Source organism: Polynucleobacter sp. MWH-P3-07-1, from assembly GCF_018687555.1.
Classification (GTDB): Bacteria; Pseudomonadota; Gammaproteobacteria; order Burkholderiales; family Burkholderiaceae; genus Polynucleobacter.
Map to the genome: position 1 here is coordinate 772674 of NZ_CP061296.1, position 17143 is coordinate 789816.

Annotated in this window: 17 protein-coding genes; 8 read left to right on the forward strand and 9 right to left on the reverse strand. The window is 46.8% G+C overall.

Annotation, left to right across the window (positions count from 1 at the left end):
- Window positions 1–44 precede the first annotated feature (44 nt).
- The 3 genes from folD to ICU98_RS04025 are packed head-to-tail and all read right to left on the reverse strand — an operon-like array spanning window position 45 to window position 3986.
- Complete coding sequence (gene folD / locus ICU98_RS04015; RefSeq protein WP_215335549.1) at window positions 45–899, reverse strand: bifunctional methylenetetrahydrofolate dehydrogenase/methenyltetrahydrofolate cyclohydrolase FolD; 855 nt, start codon at window positions 897–899, stop codon at window positions 45–47.
- On the reverse strand, window positions 899–1543 hold the full coding sequence (locus ICU98_RS04020; protein ID WP_215272349.1) for a response regulator transcription factor: 645 nt from the start codon (window positions 1541–1543) through the stop codon (window positions 899–901). Before ICU98_RS04020 ends, folD begins: the two co-directional genes overlap by 1 nt.
- Complete coding sequence (locus ICU98_RS04025) at window positions 1512–3986, reverse strand: PAS domain S-box protein (RefSeq protein WP_251365390.1); 2475 nt, start codon at window positions 3984–3986, stop codon at window positions 1512–1514. Before ICU98_RS04025 ends, ICU98_RS04020 begins: the two co-directional genes overlap by 32 nt.
- A gap of 296 nt (window positions 3987–4282) precedes the next feature.
- Here ICU98_RS04025 and aceE point away from each other — a divergent pair, with 296 nt between their 5' ends.
- Genes aceE through lpdA form a run of 3 tightly spaced genes read left to right on the forward strand, consistent with a single transcriptional unit; the run spans window position 4283 to window position 10118 of the window.
- Window positions 4283–6979, forward strand: coding sequence for a pyruvate dehydrogenase (acetyl-transferring), homodimeric type (gene aceE, locus ICU98_RS04030; RefSeq protein WP_215352879.1), 2697 nt, complete (start codon window positions 4283–4285; stop codon window positions 6977–6979).
- A 28-nt stretch (window positions 6980–7007) separates the two neighbouring features.
- A complete protein-coding gene (aceF, locus tag ICU98_RS04035; RefSeq protein ID WP_215352880.1) occupies window positions 7008–8312 on the forward strand; it encodes a dihydrolipoyllysine-residue acetyltransferase in 1305 nt (434 codons plus the stop codon).
- 9 nt (window positions 8313–8321) lie between these two features.
- On the forward strand, window positions 8322–10118 hold the full coding sequence (gene lpdA / locus ICU98_RS04040; protein ID WP_215352881.1) for a dihydrolipoyl dehydrogenase: 1797 nt from the start codon (window positions 8322–8324) through the stop codon (window positions 10116–10118).
- Between the two features lie 2 nt (window positions 10119–10120).
- Here the strand turns inward: lpdA and ICU98_RS04045 are convergent, their stop codons facing one another.
- The 3 genes from ICU98_RS04045 to ICU98_RS04055 are packed head-to-tail and all read right to left on the reverse strand — an operon-like array spanning window position 10121 to window position 10814.
- Window positions 10121–10369, reverse strand: a complete 249-nt coding sequence (locus tag ICU98_RS04045; protein WP_215352882.1) for a type II toxin-antitoxin system HicA family toxin — start codon at window positions 10367–10369, stop codon at window positions 10121–10123.
- Window position 10370: 1 nt separating this feature from the next.
- On the reverse strand, window positions 10371–10607 hold the full coding sequence (locus ICU98_RS04050; RefSeq protein WP_215352883.1) for a DUF1902 domain-containing protein: 237 nt from the start codon (window positions 10605–10607) through the stop codon (window positions 10371–10373).
- Window positions 10608–10613: 6 nt separating this feature from the next.
- The gene (locus ICU98_RS04055; RefSeq protein WP_215352885.1) at window positions 10614–10814 is read right to left on the reverse strand and encodes a hypothetical protein; all 201 of its coding nucleotides are present in this window, start codon (window positions 10812–10814) and stop codon (window positions 10614–10616) included.
- A 291-nt stretch (window positions 10815–11105) separates the two neighbouring features.
- Here ICU98_RS04055 and flhD point away from each other — a divergent pair, with 291 nt between their 5' ends.
- From flhD to ICU98_RS04070, 3 genes are read left to right on the forward strand one after another with little or no spacing between them, the layout of a single operon-like run.
- Window positions 11106–11429 carry a flagellar transcriptional regulator FlhD gene (gene flhD, locus ICU98_RS04060; protein WP_215352887.1) on the forward strand — a complete coding sequence of 108 codons (324 nt, stop codon included), beginning with the start codon at window positions 11106–11108 and terminating at the stop codon, window positions 11427–11429.
- A gap of 25 nt (window positions 11430–11454) precedes the next feature.
- Window positions 11455–12018: a flagellar transcriptional regulator FlhC gene (gene flhC, locus ICU98_RS04065; RefSeq protein ID WP_215352888.1), complete on the forward strand. Its 564-nt coding sequence runs from the start codon at window positions 11455–11457 to the stop codon at window positions 12016–12018.
- 15 nt (window positions 12019–12033) lie between these two features.
- A complete protein-coding gene (locus ICU98_RS04070; protein WP_215352889.1) occupies window positions 12034–12357 on the forward strand; it encodes a hypothetical protein in 324 nt (107 codons plus the stop codon).
- 47 nt (window positions 12358–12404) lie between these two features.
- Here ICU98_RS04070 and ICU98_RS04075 read toward each other — a convergent pair whose 3' ends face one another.
- Window positions 12405–12953 (reverse strand): phasin family protein, encoded by a 549-nt coding sequence (locus tag ICU98_RS04075; protein ID WP_215352890.1) that lies wholly within the window; start codon window positions 12951–12953, stop codon window positions 12405–12407.
- A gap of 200 nt (window positions 12954–13153) precedes the next feature.
- Between ICU98_RS04075 and ICU98_RS04080 the strand changes: the two genes are divergently transcribed.
- Both ICU98_RS04080 and ICU98_RS04085 read left to right on the forward strand, forming a co-directional pair.
- On the forward strand, window positions 13154–14041 hold the full coding sequence (locus ICU98_RS04080; RefSeq protein ID WP_215352891.1) for a DMT family transporter: 888 nt from the start codon (window positions 13154–13156) through the stop codon (window positions 14039–14041).
- A 103-nt stretch (window positions 14042–14144) separates the two neighbouring features.
- Complete coding sequence (locus ICU98_RS04085) at window positions 14145–15191, forward strand: serine hydrolase (protein ID WP_251365391.1); 1047 nt, start codon at window positions 14145–14147, stop codon at window positions 15189–15191.
- 3 nt (window positions 15192–15194) lie between these two features.
- Here ICU98_RS04085 and ICU98_RS04090 read toward each other — a convergent pair whose 3' ends face one another.
- Both ICU98_RS04090 and ICU98_RS04095 read right to left on the reverse strand, forming a co-directional pair.
- Entirely contained in the window at window positions 15195–15989 is a 795-nt protein-coding gene (locus ICU98_RS04090) for an IclR family transcriptional regulator (protein ID WP_215353087.1), read from the reverse strand.
- A gap of 113 nt (window positions 15990–16102) precedes the next feature.
- A complete protein-coding gene (locus ICU98_RS04095; RefSeq protein ID WP_215352893.1) occupies window positions 16103–17137 on the reverse strand; it encodes a quinone-dependent dihydroorotate dehydrogenase in 1035 nt (344 codons plus the stop codon).
- Window positions 17138–17143 lie beyond the last annotated feature (6 nt).

Sequence of the window (17143 nt, forward strand, 5' to 3'; positions counted from 1 at the left end):
CTTAATGTAAGCCAAGATTATTTGCCCAAAAATAGGCAGGATATTTAGTGCTTAGGCGCTTTCTCAGCCGCCTCCAAAGTATTCATGAGCAACATCGTAATGGTCATGGGCCCTACGCCTCCGGGAACCGGAGTAATCCAGCCTGCGACATATTTGGCAGTATCAAAGTCAACATCTCCACAAAGCTTGCCATCAGGAAGACGGTTAATGCCAACGTCAATGACAACCGCACCTGTTTTAATCATGTCACCCGATACCATGTGAGGCTTGCCTGTAGCGACCACCAAGATATCAGCATCTTTAGTATGGTGTGCTAAATCTCGAGTTTTGCTATTACAAATCGTGACCGTTGCTCCAGCCTGTAACAGTAGCATTGCCATCGGTTTACCAACAATATTTGAGGCTCCTACGATGACTGCACGCGCACCACGAATAGGATAATCAATACTCTCGAGAATTTTCATGCAACCGTAGGGAGTGCAGGGCTTGAACTCAGGCTTACCAACCATTAAAGCGCCGGCATTCGCGACATGGAAGCCATCGACATCTTTTTCGGGGGCGATTGCCTCGAGTACACGCTCAGCTGCAATATGCTCAGGTAAGGGTAATTGCACTAAGATTCCATGAATTGCTGGGTCTGCATTGAGAGTGGCAATCCGAGCCAGTAATTCTTCTTCTCCCAGTTCGGCAGAGTAACGCTCTAGAACAGAATGAAAACCAACATCTTCGCAGGCCTTCACTTTATTGCGGACATAGACCTGACTTGCAGGGTTATCGCCAATCACGATCACTGCAAGCCCAGGCCGAACACCTTTCGCAGTCAGAATCGCGGCACGTGCAGCAATTTCTGCACGGAGTTTTTTCGAAAGGAGATTTCCGTCTAATAACTGCGCAGGCATTATGTATTTGGCTGAGGATCGGATAAGGCTAGGCGGAGCAAATCAGCAACGGTGTTCACGTTGAGCTTCTCCATGATATTGGCCCGGTGTGCTTCTACGGTTTTAATGGAGATGCTTAAGTCATCCGCAATTTGTTTATTCAAACGACCAGCCACAATCCGCTCAAGCACTTGTCTTTCGCGCCCAGTTAACTTGCTGAGCAAGCTTTGCGTAATTTTGCGGTGATTCGCTTGTGAGTAATCAACGCGTGCTTTAGCAAGCATGCGATCAACTAAGCTGCAAAGATCATTTTCTTTAAATGGTTTTTCGATGAAATCAACGGCACCACGTTTCATAGTAGACACAGCCATAGAGACATCGCCATGACCGGTGATGAAAGCGATTGGCATGGGATAGTTTTCGCTGATCAAGCGCTCTTGTAATTCAAGGCCGGACATACCTGGCATCCGGACATCCAAGATCGCACAAGAAATGGTCGATTTATCGGTGCTTTGTAAAGATTGCATAAAACGCTCTGCACTGGCGTGGCATCTCACCACATAACCATTGCTTTCTAAAAGCCAAGTTAGGGAGTCACGGACAGCTTCATCGTCATCTACGACATAAACCACTTCAGCTTGGTTTGGTTTGGCTATTACGTTCATTTTCAGTTTCCCGACTTTCGGAAGATTCTAAGGGTAAGAGTATTGTAAAGGTGCAGCCCGAGAGCTTGGTCCGCTCGGCATCCATCTGGTTTTTGGCCCAAAGTCGCCCATGGTGGGACTCAATAATCGAGCGGCAAATATTCAGCCCCATGCCCATCCCTTCGGCTTTGGTACTAAAGAAAGGCTCAAACATGCGCTCAATGACCGCCTCTGAGATGCCGCCGCCAGTATCCGAAACCTGAATCCGTAGCATGGCTGGGAAGGTGCTGGTGTCTAAATCAGCCGTAATTTTGACGGGAGGGGCTGACCAGCGGGAAGACGATGGATAAGCTTCACGCATGCTATCAAGGGCATTTTTCAGGAGATTGACCAAGACCTGAAGAACTAATACCGGATCGACAGGGACTTCGGGAAGATTCTCTGCAACTGAGGAGACGATCGATAGGCGATGTCGATTGGCCTCGATTTCTACTAGGCCGACTGCATCATTAATAATGTCAGCAATTGAGCAGAGCTTACGTTGCGGCTCGCTGCGTTTAACAAAGCCACGAATACGTTGAATAATGGTGCCGGCTCGCACTGCTTGCTCAGATGCTTTTTCTAGTGCGGGCAAAATGTCGCGCGGGATATCCACCTCGGTTGAGCCTTGCAACCGTTTCGCAACCCCCATGCAGTAATTCGAGATGGCCGATAGGGGTTGATTTAATTCATGGGCTAAAGACGAGGCCATTTCACCCATCGTAGTCAAACGGCTAGTGAATTGCATCTTCTCTTCTTGCTGGCGAGTTAGCTCATCGGATTCTTTGCGAGCGGTGATGTCTGTGGCAATTAAGAGTTGAGCCAAGTTCTCATCAACCCAGGGAATGAAGCGTCGACGAACTTCATACCATTTCGACGAATCGCCAATGAGTTGGATTTCTTCAGATTCGGATTCCTGGTAGAGGGCGGATGGCGGGATGCCTGGATTCTGATCGGAAGATTCTTCAGTCAGCTCTTGCATTGCATGATGAGCCATTTGCCCACCCACTAGATCAAAGTGTCCCTTCGAGTCATCGCCAAAACGTTCCCGATAGAAGCGATTCGCAAATAGCAGGGCGCCTGTTTCGATTGACACCACTGATACAGCAGCATCTAAACCCTCAAGGACGGTAATAAAGCGCTCTTGAGAGGCGGCTAATTTTTCCCGCACTTTCGTTGACTCAGTAATATCAATGACTGTTGTTACCCAGCCAGTCTGAACACCTTTCTCATTGACCAAAGGAGCAATAAAGGTTCTGGTGTCTATGGGTGATCCATCATGTCGAACAATGATGCCCCGAATTCCCTCTTTCATCTCATGGTAATGCTTGGGATTTAAGGCTAAATTCATCTGCTCCTCTTGAGCATCTTTTTTGTCTTCAGGCCAGAAGGGGAATGGGGGCTTTAAACCAATGAGGTCTTTTTCTTTCCAGCCGGTCATTTCACAAAAGGCTTTATTGACATAGGTGATGCGTCCATCCATAGCATGACCCCGAATTCCTACTGGTGTGGAATCCTCCATTGCATTTCGGAAGTTTGTCTCGGCTTTCAGGTTGGCCTCCGCTTCCTGACGCACTTGCATTTGTTTTAGCACTGACCACAAACTCCAAATCACGAAAGCACTCAGGCCTAAAACAACGCCAACGAGCATGCGGAAGGTGAGATTGGTTGGCGCCGGGTAAGTGTCAATTCGTAAAGTGAGATTAGGGCTGAGCACCCCAATATCAAGACTGGTTTGATTGCTAAATGCCCGTTTGGGTGTATCTCGATCTGAAGAAATGGCGAGCACGCGATCGTTATCCGTCATCAAGGTAAAGCGATACTGGGCCTTTAACTCCGCTGGAATCACATCGAGGATCCCTTGAGTGCTGTAGAGCGCTGCTATCACGCCGAGATTATCAAGACCATTTGAAATGGGCACTACCTGCCAAAAAATAATCCTTTTTTCTCGGACGATAGGATCTACCTGTTTGTCATCAAGCGCTACAAACTGGCTATAAGCAGGTTGGCCGGTTGCTTGACTGATATTGATCGTTTTGCGTAACGACTCTTTGACAAGGTTGACTTGCTCAGCACTTTGCCCGTCACCGAGTCCCAGGTCTTTCTTATTTCGGTTGGCCTGCGCCACCCATTGCACTTCATTATTTTTATTGAGCCAAAATAACTTACGGATTTCATGTTCATCGCCCAATAAAGTCTCGGCTTGTTGCAATGCGTTGGCCCGAACCTTCATTTCATCATTGCTGGCGGCAAGTTCTCGGCTGATGGCCAGAAGGCTATCGGTATTGCTATTAAAGCGCAGTTGTATGCGCTGCTTGGCGAAGACGAGTTCCCGAAATAGGGCTGCCTCTTGCTGATTTTTTTCTTGTAATTGCAATGTTCCTAAGATGACTCCCATCACGGCAGTGAACAACACAATTGCCATGAGGGGGGTGTAGACGAGTCTAAAACCCCGTATTTTTCGGATCCATCGCAGGGGTTTTAATAACCCATTCGAAAGCAGTGCTGGTATTTTCATTAATGACTCATTTTGCCTCATCATCCTGTTGTATTTAATCCAGGATGCATCGCAGCATAATTCCATATTATGAGAAATATTATCATTATGTGGAAAATTACTTGTTCATGAAATAAACCCCTTCTAGAATCCCAAACATAAATAGAGTGTTTAATAGATAAACAAAAAGATATACACAAAACAAAGATTAAAGGGAGACCATCATGGCTGCGATACCAGATCAAATCTTAGGTTCGAGTAAGGCATCTGACCAAGATCCTGTTGAGACTCAAGAGTGGCTCCAAGCGCTGGATGGTGTGATCCGCAATGAAGGTGTTGAACGTGCCGCCTTCTTAATTGATCAGCAAATTGCGCATGCTCGCGTCAATGGCGTTGAGCAAGCATTTCATGCAGAGACTCCCTACATTAATACTATTCCGGTTGAGCAGCAGGCAAGATTACCTGGTGATCAGAACATTGAGCACCGGATTCGTTCTTACACACGCTGGAATGCGATGGCGATGGTGTTACGTGCCAATAAGGACACGAACGTTGGCGGCCATATTTCTTCATTCCAATCCGCGGCAACTTTATATGACATTGGCTTTAACCATTTCTGGCATGCGCCATCCCCAGAGCATGGCGGTGATTTGATTTTTGTTCAAGGTCACTCAGCCCCTGGTGTCTATGCCCGTGCCTATATGTTGGGGCGCTTGACGGATGAACAGTTGAACAACTTCCGCCAAGAGGTAGGCGGCAAAGGGATCTCGAGTTATCCACATCCCTGGTTGATGCCTGATTTTTGGCAGTTCCCAACTGTCTCGATGGGCTTAGGTCCAATCATGGCGATTTATCAAGCCCGCTTCATGCGCTACTTGCGTGATCGTGGTCTGGCCAAAACCGATGGCCGTAAAGTTTGGGCCTTTTTAGGTGATGGTGAAACCGATGAGCCAGAGTCTCTTGGTGCGATTGGGATGGCCGGTCGCGAGAAACTCGACAACTTGATCTTCGTGATCAATTGCAACTTACAACGCTTAGACGGACCTGTTCGAGGGAATGGCAAGATTATTCAGGAGCTCGAGAGTGAGTTCCGTGGTGCAGGTTGGAATGTGATTAAGGTCGTTTGGGGCGGACAGTGGGATGCACTCTTTGCTCGAGATAAAAAGGGCATCTTGATGCAGCGCCTCGGCGAGATCGTGGATGGTCAGTATCAAACCATGAAATCGAAGAATGGTGCTTATGTTCGCGAGATTGTATTTAACACTCCTGAACTGAAAGCATTGGTCAGCGATTGGAGTGATGAAGAAATTTGGCAGCTCAATCGTGGCGGTCACGATCCTCACAAAGTCTATGCTGCCTTCCATGCGGCAGTAAATCACCAAGATGAGCCTACTGTGATCTTGGCGCATACGATTAAGGGTTACGGTATGGGCGGCTCAGGTGAGGCGATGAATATTGCGCACCAAGCCAAGAAAATGAATCCGGATGATGTGCGTCGCTTCCGCGATCGTTTTGAGATTCCAGTCAAGGATGCTGACCTCGAAGAAATTCCGCTGGTGAACTTTGCTGAAGGTAGCCCAGAATTAGAGTACATGAAGGCGCGTCGTCAGGAGTTGGGCGGATATCTGCCACAACGCCGCATGAAAGCAGAAAGTTTGCCAGTACCAAGCCTGGAAGTATTTGCACCTATGCTTGAGGCAACCACTGAAGGTCGAGAAATCTCAACGACCATGGCTTTTGTTCGTATTCTCAATACGATCGTACGCGACAAGACCATCGGCCAGCGAGTGGTTCCAATCGTGCCGGATGAATCTCGTACCTTTGGTATGGAAGGGATGTTCCGTCAGCTCGGTATTTGGAGTCAACTTGGACAACTCTACACCCCCGAAGATCATGATCAATTGATGTTCTATAAGGAACATAAGACTGGCCAGATTTTGCAAGAGGGCATTAATGAAGCGGGCGGCATGTGTGATTGGATTGCTGCAGCGACCTCTTACTCAACCCATGGCGTGCCCATGTTGCCTTTCTATATTTTCTACTCCATGTTTGGTTTCCAGCGAATCGGCGACTTAGCTTGGGCAGCCGGTGATATGCGTAGCCGCGGTTTCTTGCTGGGCGGTACTGCTGGTAGAACAACCCTGAACGGTGAAGGCTTGCAGCATGAAGACGGCCACAGTCAAGTGTGGAGCGCTGCAGTGCCCAACTGTATTAGCTATGACCCTACATTCTCATTCGAGCTTGCAGTCGTCATTCAAGATGGTATGCGTCGCATGCTGGAAGTTCAAGAAGATGTGTATTACTACATCACTTTGATGAATGAAAACTATGCCCATCCTGCAATGCCTCAGGGTGCTGAGCAAGACATCATCAAGGGCATGTACAAACTGAAATCAGTTGGCGAGAGCAATGCAAAGCTACGTGTACAACTTTTAGGTTCTGGCACGATCTTCCGCGAAGTGATCGAAGCAGCAGAAATCTTGCATAAAGAGTGGGGTGTTGCCTCTGATTTATGGGGTTGCCCAAGCTTTACAGAATTAGCCCGTGACTGGAATACGGTACATCGTCATAACTTACTCAATCCAACCACTGAACCATCGCTCTCTCATGTTGAGAAATGTCTCAAGGCAACCTCTGGACCTGTGATTGCCGCTACAGACTATGTTCGTGTATTTGCCGAGCAGATCCGCCCAGCGATTCAGCATATCGGTCGTCAATATGAAGTCTTGGGTACGGATGGCTTTGGCCGTTCCGATACGCGCGAGAACTTACGTGATTTCTTCGAGGTAGATCGCCGTTGGGTTGTATTGACTGCCTTGCGTTCATTAGTCGATGCTGGCCAGCTTGATCGCCAGAAATTAGCCGAAGCTATCAAGAAGTATGGGATTGATAGCGCTAAGCCAAACCCCATGACAGTCTGAACAAGACACTACATTACAGATCAAGACTATGAGCCAATTCATTGAAGTGAAGGTCCCCGATATTGGGGATTACAAAGATGTCCCAGTTATCGAAGTGCTAGTGAAGCCAGGCGATACGATTGAAAAAGAACAATCCATCGTCACTCTGGAGTCTGATAAGGCGACGATGGATGTCCCTTCATCACATGCTGGTGTAGTCAAGGAAGTCAAAGTTAAGGTTGGTGACAGCATTTCTGAAGGGGCAATCGTAGTGCTTCTAGAAGAGAGTGCTGGGACCGCTGTTGCGCAAAGCGCCCCAGCTGCACCTGCAGCGCCAGTTGTGTCGGTACCTCCTGCAAAAGTAGCTGCTGTCGAGCCACCCGTCAAATTGGCGCCACCACCTCCACCTGTGAGCAATATACCTGCGCCCATTGCTGATAATGTTGGCCATGCAAGCCCATCGGTACGTAAGTTTGCTCGTGAGCTTGGCGTCACAGTTACCCAAGTAACGGGTTCTGGTCCAAAGGGACGTATTACCCAAGAAGATGTACAAGCCTTTGTCAAGGCTGCCATGAGTGGTGGAGGAAGTCCTGCAACTGCCTCTGGTGCTAGCTTGGGTGGCCTCAATATTATTCCTTGGCCAAAAGTTGACTTTACAAAGTTTGGTGAAGTCGAGCGTTTACCTCTCAACCGGATCAAGAAGCTGACAGCGGCCAATCTAGCGCGTAATTGGATCATGATTCCAGCGGTGACCTATCACGAGGATGCAGATATTACGGATCTTGAGGCATTTCGCGTAGCAACCAATAAAGATAATGAGAAGCAGGGCCTCAAAATTACGATGTTGGCTTTCTTAATGAAGGCTGCTGTAGCAGCACTCAAGAAATACCCCGAGTTCAATAGCTCCTTAGATGGAGATGAGCTGGTGCTCAAGAAGTATTTCAATATCGCCTTTGCGGCAGATACCCCTCAAGGTTTGGTTGTGCCAGTGATTCGTGATGCAGATCAGAAAGGCATCTTTGAGATCGCACGCGAAACTTCTGAGCTCGCAGCCTTAGCCCGAGATGGCAAACTCAAGCCCGAGCAAATGCAGGGCGCTAGTTTCACCATCTCTTCTTTAGGTGGTATTGGCGGTACTTACTTTGCGCCGATTGTGAATGCCCCAGAAGTCGCCATTTTGGGCGTGAGCAAAGCTGCGATGAAGCCCGTTTGGGATGGCAAGCAATTTGTGCCCCGCTTAATTTGCCCACTTTCGCTCACTGCAGACCATCGCGTGATTGATGGCGCATTAGCCACACGATTCAATGTGTACATGGCTCAGTTACTTTCTGACTTCCGTCGCGCCACTTTGTAAAAGGGAATCATGTCAAAGCAAAACATCACCGTTCCTGATATTGGCGATTATTCCGATGTCCCTGTTATTGAAGTCTTGGTCAAAGTGGGTGACGTAATTGAAAAAGAGCAGGCTCTCTTGGTGTTGGAGTCTGACAAAGCGACTATGGAAGTGCCTGCTGATCAGGCTGGCAAAATTCTGAGTCTTGCAGTGAAGGTCGGCGACAAAGTGAGCAAGGGCAGCGTCATTGCTGAAATCGAGGCAAGTGGGGCAGTCGCCCAAGTATCTTCTGCATCGCCCCCCGCGCCAACCCCAGCCACTCCAGCAAGTGCACCAGTTCCGCAGCAAGCACCACAGCCTGTTCCAGCGGCTGGCCAATACAGCGGTAAGGTGGATCATGAGTGTGAACTTCTGGTGTTAGGGGCAGGACCTGGTGGCTATAGTGCCGCCTTTCGTGCAGCCGACTTAGGTCTGAAAACCATCTTAGTAGAGCGTTATGCAACCCTCGGCGGTGTTTGCTTAAACGTGGGATGTATTCCCTCGAAGGCGCTCTTACATACTGCTGCAGTAATGGATGAAGTAAAGACCATGGCAAAGCATGGCATTACCTTTGGCGAGCCCAAAATTGAAATTGATCAGTTGAGGGCCTATAAAGATTCCGTGATTGGCAAGTTAACAGGTGGCTTAGCTGGTATGGCGAAGGCGCGTAAAGTGCAAGTCGTTCGTGGCTTAGGGCATTTTTTAGATGCCAATCATGTCGAAGTGGATTTAACGGATGGTGCAGGCCAAGATCTCAATGGCAAAAAAGAAGTGATTCGTTTTCAGAAAGCCATCATTGCAGCTGGCAGCCAACCCGTTAGCTTGCCTTTCTTGCCAGTGGATCCCCGAATCGTTGACAGCACAGGTGCTTTGTTGCTCAAGAGTGTGCCAAAACGCATGTTGGTGATTGGCGGCGGCATTATTGGTCTTGAAATGGCGACGGTCTGCAGTACCTTGGGCTCCAAAATTGATATCGCAGAGATGATGGATGGCTTGATGGCTGGCGCTGATCGCGATCTTGAAAAAGTGTGGGAGAAGTTCAACGCAGGGCGCTTTGAGAAGATTATGCTCAAAACGCGTGCCGCCAAAGCGGAAGTGAAGCCGGATGGTATTCAAGTGACATTCGAAGGCGAGAATGCACCAGCAGAGGCTCAGACATACGATTTGGTTTTAGTGGCCGTTGGACGCACTCCGAATGGTAAGAAGATTGATGCTAGCGCGGCGGGAGTGCACGTTGATGAGCGAGGCTTCATCGCTGTCGATAAGCAAATGCGCACGAACGTAGCTAATATTTTTGCGATCGGCGATATCGTGGGTCAGCCGATGTTGGCTCACAAAGCTGTGCATGAGGGTCATGTTGCTGCTGAAGTGGCGGCTGGCCATAAATCCTATTTCGATGCAAAACAAATCCCTTCAGTTGCCTATACCGATCCAGAAGTAGCTTGGGCCGGTTTGACCGAGGAGCAATGTAAAGCTCAAGGCATCGCCTATGAAAAAGGTTTATTCCCTTGGACGGCCAGTGGGCGAGCGATTGCTAATGGCCGTGATGAAGGTTTTACCAAGCTTTTGTTTGATGCCAGCACGCACCGCATTATTGGTGGCGGGATTGTGGGGACACATGCGGGTGATCTGATTGGTGAAGTTTGTCTCGCGATTGAGATGGGAGCCGATGCAGTGGATATTGGTAAAACCATTCACCCCCATCCAACCTTGGGCGAGTCGGTTGGCTTGGCTGCGGAAGCTGCTGAGGGGCACTGCACTGACTTACCGCCGGTTAAGAAAAAGTAGAGCTATTCAGCTTCTTCTTCTGGCTCTTTAAAGTGTTCTGGTAGGCCGGCTAACATGAGCAATATGTTAGCCGCTTTAAAGGTGCGAACTTTGCTATCAACCGGAATGTAAATGGTAGTGATAGGGGAGTACCAGAGATCATGATTTCCTCGGTGTCCAGGCCTGACAAATTGGCAACCAGCAGCCTTCAGTAATTCAATAATCTGCTGAGTATTCGACGCTCCCATGGATTGGGTATATACAGTAGCCATATTATTCGCTCATTGCTTGGGTTTTGACGTACTTGCGAGCGATAATTTCAATGATAATTTCTTCATCAGTTTTGCGCTCATTCAGAAGTAGTAACTCAGGTACCATCGATTGCAATTTAGTGGAAAGTGTTTCGATACTTTCTGCTTCGGCAATAAAGCCGGGGATATCGTTTGAAGAGGCAATCCAAACGTTTTCTTCATAGTCCCACTCTGCATAAACGAAGAGGATGTGCTTCATAGAGACCTATAGTGGTTTAATTTTGACAGTTTCACTCATCACTTTATTATTCTCAATCATGAGTTCATTATGTTTCAGCATGGCGTTATAGCGAGCAAGACTTTGTGCTCGTTCTTTGGCAAAAGCTCCATAGCTTAACTTACCAATGTAGAGTTTCTGAATAGCATCCTCAAAGTTCTGATGCATTTCGTTTGCTGCTGTGACCATCAGCGGAGTAGAGTGCTCTTCACATTTCAATATATGACGATGGAGAGCCCTCTTTTTTGTCAGAGAAACGATGGTTGTCGTTATTCATATAAAGGGGCTACAAATCACAAAAATAGGGGGTTTATTGATCTTTATTCGCTCAGGCATGGTTGGAATCTAAGCATTTTTAGCGATTATGTCAGATTTTTACTTACAAAAAGTACATAAGTTGTCTTATTTAGCTTTTTACTCAAACTGACAAACTACGCATCCGGAATTCTTTTTTATTCCCAAACCGAATCGAGGCCATAAATGCAACTAATTGATAAAGCACAAGAAGTCCTTCTCCAGGAAATTCGAGACGCCAATCTTAATTATTTAATGCTGGCTCAGCAGATGATTCGGGATGATAGGGCGCATGCCATTTTTCGCTTAGGCCTCAGTGCAGACTTGCTAGGCACCTTAAGTAATGCCCAAATTATTAAATTAGCCAGCGCAAATATGATGTTGACTCGCTTCCGCTTTGATGACGCTGTGATGTTGGGTATGTTGACAAGCAATCAAAAGGGGCAATCCCAAGCAATTGCGCATAGCTCAATTTTGATGGCTGGGCAGCAAGTCGAAGCCATTTCTTAATTTATTATTAGCCAGGGCGAATCGCATGAAGGTCAAAAGTATTGTTGATGAATCAGCACAATTACAACTGGCTATCGAGCTCATAAAGTTAGGTGCCCGTTTGCAGTTATTGGAGTCGCAAACGGATTTATCTCGCGAGCGCTTAACTAAGCTATATAAAGAGATGCGTGGTTTTTCCCCTCCTAAAGGGATGTTGCCTTTTTCTACAGATTGGTTTTTAACCTGGCAACCCAATATTCATTCTTCATTATTTTTGAATATCTATAATTTTTTAAAAGAGCACGCAGGCTTAACAGGCATTCAAGCATTGATTAAGTCCTATCAACTCTATTTAGAGCAATATCACAGTATTGAGCAGACCGATGACCATCCTGCAAGCGATGAGCCTGTATTAAGTTTGATTCGTGCATGGACCTTAGTGCGATTTACAGATCAGAAATTGCTAAAAACTGAATCATGTTCTTGCTGTAAAGGTAAATTTATAGTTGATGTGTATGACTTAAATGAAGACTATCTGTGTAATCTTTGCCATGTTCCATCAAGGGCTGGAAAGTATCAAAAGAACAAAAAAGAATTATTAGCAGCCTAAATTAGCAGCCTTGCAATGAAAAACTATGGCTATTGTTTGCTTTTTATAAGCCTGCTGGCAAACGCATCTCAGATGGATGATCTGCTGGGACGAGGTTTTAGCACATCGGATGTATGTAGCCCAATCAATACCTCTGACCCAACAATTTTTCTGAATCGACTCTCAACAGAATCAATCCGGATTGCTAAGGCCCAGCAAGCATGGCAAGCCAAGGCTTATCAATCAACCGGTCAAGCACAACAGTATGCCCAAGAGCAAGTTACTGAGGCATCAAAGTCATTGCGTTACATCGATAATCTTAAAACTTTTTTTAATAGTAATTGTTTACGAAAACATTAGAGAATTACAATCTTAGTAGGTTGTATCTGATCGGTTTTTAGTCGATGCTATTTCTTGGTTTTACTTGCTTTATGAACTTCCGTCATAACGGACTCGGATGCTTTGCTTAAATTGTTTTGCGCAAGCTCTACGGCATGCTTCACCGCTTTTTGACTTGTCTCGTAAACCGTATTAGCAGAGGCAATGGCTTGTTTCATTGCTTGAACTGCAGCTTCTGATCCTGCAGGTGCATTTTTTGTCCAGCCCTCAACTAAAGCATTGATTTTTTGTTGACTAGCCTGAAATTCTTTTTCGGCAGACTGAGTAAATGAAGCTTGGGTCTCATGGGCTAATTCATAGAGGTGACGGCTATAAGCCATCATTTTTTCAGCCATTGGCTTCACAGCTTCAGCTTGGTGAGTGAGTAGTTGTTGGATATCTTTAATTTCCATCGCTTTTTTGGCATTGCTCATGCTGTCGCTCAAACTTTGTTTGGCAATATGCATATTGAGCTCCACTAATTTCTCAATACTTTGAAGGGCTTGATTGGTCAGGCCACTGAGGGTCTCTAAGTTGGCTTTTTGGGCGGCTGCCATTTGTTCTGGTGTTAAGTTCATTTCAATCCCTTTCATTGGATCTTGCAAGGATGACTATGCGTCGATTATTTAAATAAATCAATTGGGTGAAGATCCTATCCATTTATGATGCAATGCAATATTTGTTTGTGAATGCATTGCTCATGGGGTTCTGATATTAAATCAGCCTAAAATTGACACTAATTTCTAATTAACCATTACTTCCCATCTTTTAGGCCGGCATGGATTTCAAGCTCGATAGAGTCATAGCACCTGTTTTTGTCTTTCTCTGGAGTACCGGTTTCATCATTGCCAAACTAGCAATGCCATATGTGGAGCCAGCCACTTTTTTGTTTTGGCGTTTCTGCGGTGTTTTGCTTGTCATGGCGCTATTAAATTGCGTTTGGAGAATAGTTTGGCCTAGCAAAGAGCAAATCAAGCATATTGCAATTGCAGGAGCTTTTTTACAGTTCGGCTATGTATTCGGGGTTTGGTCTGCGGTCAGATTGGGTATGGGCGCAGGTCTGGTTTCGATCATGGTGGGTCTGCAACCCATTCTCACGGCATGGTTTGCCTCTTGGGTTTCAGAAAAGGTTCATCCAAAGCAATGGATCGGTCTTGTATTTGGTTTTTCGGGGGTGGCCTTAGTTGTTGCTGAAAAGATCGGCTTTGCTCATATTCCATTTGCAAGCTATCTCTTTGCTTTAGCTGCCCTGTTTTCAATCACCTTTGGTACTTTGTATCAGAAGAAGCATTGTCCAGTCTTTGATTTGCGGGCTGGATCAGCCATTCAGTTTGGAATCTCTGCCTTTCTAGCATTTTGGGTCATGTATTTCTTTGAGTCTTCTCAGATGGTTTGGAATTTTTCGGTTATCGCAGCCTTATTTTGGGCCGTTATTCCACTCTCGATTGGATCCATTAGTTTGTTATTTATGATGATTCGTAAGGGCGCTGCAACCAAAGTGACCAGTCTTCTATATCTGACCCCACCAACAACTGCAGCGATTGCTTGGCTCATGTTTGATGAGCCATTTAATGTCTTGATGATCTTAGGACTTGCTTTGACAATGACAGGTGTTCTTCTGGTCAATAGCGGTAAAGCAAACGTAGTCCCATCTGTCGCAGAATAGGGCGCAAAAAGTCGAGTTTGGTTGACAGTTTCTTTATCATCATGGTTGTTGACAGTTTAGGAAGGTATTTGGGATGCATTTGAATCAATTTTGGCGAGTGTGCTTGAGCAGCCTGTTTTTGGCTGTCATCACTTGCCATGCGCAAACCGCATCAACGTCTGCTTCTGATAAAAAATCCAAACTGAAGACCAAAACAGTGTCGGCGGCTAGTAGCAAAAATAGTAATCCAGCCCCAACTGCGCCTACAGCCAATGCGAATAAAACTTCTACAAAAACTGCCAAGAAACCTAGGGGCGTTAGGGTAACTGTCACCCGCAATACGGCCCCAGTAGTAGAGGCCAGACCCTCATTTGCTACTGCGATGGGTTTGCGAGGTCAGCGCGATGAACTCAGTCTAAAGTCTAGCGTGGCGATCGTCGTCAATCAAAATACGAAGGAAGTGTATTTCGAGAAGAATCCCAATGTGAGCTTACCAATTGCTTCGATCACTAAGCTGATGACAGCGATGGTGGTATTGGACTCCCAGCTACCATTAGATGAAAACTTAACCATTAATGCTGACGATGCTTATATTTATAGACATTCCCGCTTGGCTGAAGGCACCGTTTTGAGTCGTGAAGATGCCTTGCATCTGGCCTTAATGTCCTCCGAGAACCGCGCTGCTTACACCTTGGGTCGCAATTATCCAGGCGGTATCCCAGCTTTTGTTGATGCCATGAATCGCAAAGCCAAAGAGATTGGGATGGAGCATTCGCACTATGCAGATCCAACCGGCTTGCTTAGTGAGAATGTGTCTTCTGCCGAGGATTTGGTTCGGATGCTCAATGCGGCTTACCAATACAAAATAATTCGTGAGTTCTCCACCTGGCCTGACTTAACGATGACGATTCGTAATCGGCCGCAAAAATTCTTGAACACCAATCGCTTGGTACGCTCTGGAGATATGGATATTGGTTTACAGAAAACCGGCTTCATTAATGCTGCGGGAAAATGTTTAGTCATGCAGGCTCGCGTCAATAACACTCCGTTATTGCTGGTGTTCTTAGATTCCGTCGGGGCTCAGTCCCGCTTTGCTGATGCAGTGCGGGTGCGTGATTGGTACTCTCATATCCCTCCTGGCGAGGTACAGCCAATTCGTCGCTTAATGTGAGACCTAAGCTTCTTTGCTTGCGCCTTTAAAGCCGATCCCTTTTGAGATTTGTAGGGCCGTTTCTTGAAGCGCCTTAAGCCAGTCGGGTTGTATCCGATCAGTAGGCGCACTTAAAGATAGTCCGGCCACCAGTTTGCCTGTGTCATCAACAATTGCTGCTGCGACACAACTCACACCCAGTTCTAACTCTTCATTGTCTTTGGCGCTGCCCAGATCGCGCACACGAGTGAGTTCTGTCTCGAGGGTCTTTAGATCAGTGATGCTGTTTTTAGTATGACCCGATAAACCAGTTCGAGTGACATAGGCTCTGACTTGGCTGGGATCATCATGCGATAGAAAGAGTTTGCCAACCGAGGTGAGGTGTAGCGGAGCACGACCGCCAATCGCTCGTACGACTTGCATACCCGAACGCTCGCTATAGGCACGATCGACATAGACGATTTCATCGCCTTGACGAACAGATAAATTGATGGTTTCGCCAGTCAGTTTATGTAATGCTCGCATCGGTCCTTGAGCTGCTTCCCGGACTGAGAGTCGCGCTTTAACCAGGTTACCGAGCTCCAATAAACGCAGACCCAGCCGATACGTCCCGCCATCGCCCCGTTCAACTAGTCGACAGGCAACCATATCATTCAGGATGCGATGCGCAGTAGAGGGGTGTAAGGCGGTTTTTTCTGCCAGTGCTTTGAGGCTGCTGGATTCTTCGTGCTCAGCTAAGGCATCGAGCAGGTTCATCATGCGTTCTACTACTTGGATCGCCGTTTTACCGACTTCACCAGTTTTCTTGGCGTCCGCTATAGTCTTTTTGGTATCCATGTTGCAATTGTAGCGATTCTCAATCAAATTGCATATTATGAAATATTCATGACAAATCCCTCATGTACGAGGGAAAAAGAGGCCACCAGCAGGGGTTAAATGCCTTTAAGAGCCTTTGCGCACTCAGCAATTAATCCGGGGCCTCGATAGATCAGCCCGGTATAGATTTGAACTAGACTGGCTCCGCCTTGTATTTTCTCGAGCGCATCATCTCCAGACAGAATGCCACCTACGCCAATAATGGGGAGTTCGTCTTGAAGTCTTGCCTTCAGTATTTTGAGTACATGATTGGACGGATTTTTTACTGGTGCACCAGACAAGCCGCCGACCTCTTCGCTCGAGGGTAGACCTTGCACAGCAGAGCGATCAATGGTTGTGTTGGTGGCAATTACGGCATCGATGCCAAATTCCATCAATAGGTCCGCAATCAAATGAATATCGGCCTCGTCTAAATCAGGCGCAATCTTTAAGAAAAGCGGTTTGCGCACACCAAAACGATCGCTTAATCGCTTTCTGGCAAGATCTAAAGTACTAAGCAAATTGCGTAACATTGTCTCGCCTTGTAATTCACGCAGATTTTTAGTGTTCGGAGAGGAGATGTTGACGGTAATGTAGGAGGCAATTTCATAAACGGCATTCATGCCCAAGACATAATCATCAGCGGCTTGATCAATTGGGGTGATGGCATTCTTGCCAATATTTAAGCCAACAATGCCACCACTTTGCCAATATGGGGATTGACGAACACGTTGCACACAAGCCTCTACGCCATCGTTGTTGAAACCCATGCGATTGATGAGCGCGTTGGCCTCACTGAGTCTAAACATGCGGGGTTTGGGATTGCCAGGCTGGGGAAGCGGGGTAACGGTACCGATCTCTAAGAAACCAAAGCCTAAGCTAGCTAGTGCATCAATGTGTCTGCCATCTTTATCAAGACCAGCTGCTAGCCCGATGGGATTGGGTAAATGAAGGCCACAAAATTCACGTGGATCAGGGGCTGGTTTAGTAATGCAGTGTTGCAAAAGCCCCCATTGTTGAGTCTTATCGAGTGAAGCGAGTGTGAGATTATGGGCCAGCTCAGGGTCTAGAGCAAATAAGAAAGGCCGTAGGAGTCGGTAACTATCGAGCATGTAAGC

Bases quoted from the DNA above. Each gene is read 5' to 3' on its own strand.
- ICU98_RS04025 (WP_251365390.1), bottom strand. From the start codon at position 3,986: ATGGCAATTGTGTTGTTCACTGCCGTGATGGGAGTCATCTTAGGAACA.
- ICU98_RS04050 (WP_215352883.1), bottom strand. From the start codon at position 10,607: ATGAAGCACATCCTCTTCGTTTATGCAGAGTGGGACTATGAAGAAAAC.
- ICU98_RS04045 (WP_215352882.1), bottom strand. From the start codon at position 10,369: ATGGCTACTGTATATACCCAATCCATGGGAGCGTCGAATACTCAGCAG.
- aceE (WP_215352879.1), top strand. From the start codon at position 4,283: ATGGCTGCGATACCAGATCAAATCTTAGGTTCGAGTAAGGCATCTGAC.
- ICU98_RS04080 (WP_215352891.1), top strand. From the start codon at position 13,154: ATGGATTTCAAGCTCGATAGAGTCATAGCACCTGTTTTTGTCTTTCTC.
- aceF (WP_215352880.1), top strand. From the start codon at position 7,008: ATGAGCCAATTCATTGAAGTGAAGGTCCCCGATATTGGGGATTACAAA.
- ICU98_RS04075 (WP_215352890.1), bottom strand. From the start codon at position 12,953: ATGAACTTAACACCAGAACAAATGGCAGCCGCCCAAAAAGCCAACTTA.
- ICU98_RS04055 (WP_215352885.1), bottom strand. From the start codon at position 10,814: ATGGTCACAGCAGCAAACGAAATGCATCAGAACTTTGAGGATGCTATT.
- folD (WP_215335549.1), bottom strand. From the start codon at position 899: ATGCCTGCGCAGTTATTAGACGGAAATCTCCTTTCGAAAAAACTCCGT.
- lpdA (WP_215352881.1), top strand. From the start codon at position 8,322: ATGTCAAAGCAAAACATCACCGTTCCTGATATTGGCGATTATTCCGAT.
- ICU98_RS04095 (WP_215352893.1), bottom strand. From the start codon at position 17,137: ATGCTCGATAGTTACCGACTCCTACGGCCTTTCTTATTTGCTCTAGAC.
- flhD (WP_215352887.1), top strand. From the start codon at position 11,106: ATGCAACTAATTGATAAAGCACAAGAAGTCCTTCTCCAGGAAATTCGA.
- flhC (WP_215352888.1), top strand. From the start codon at position 11,455: ATGAAGGTCAAAAGTATTGTTGATGAATCAGCACAATTACAACTGGCT.
- ICU98_RS04020 (WP_215272349.1), bottom strand. From the start codon at position 1,543: ATGAACGTAATAGCCAAACCAAACCAAGCTGAAGTGGTTTATGTCGTA.
- ICU98_RS04070 (WP_215352889.1), top strand. From the start codon at position 12,034: ATGAAAAACTATGGCTATTGTTTGCTTTTTATAAGCCTGCTGGCAAAC.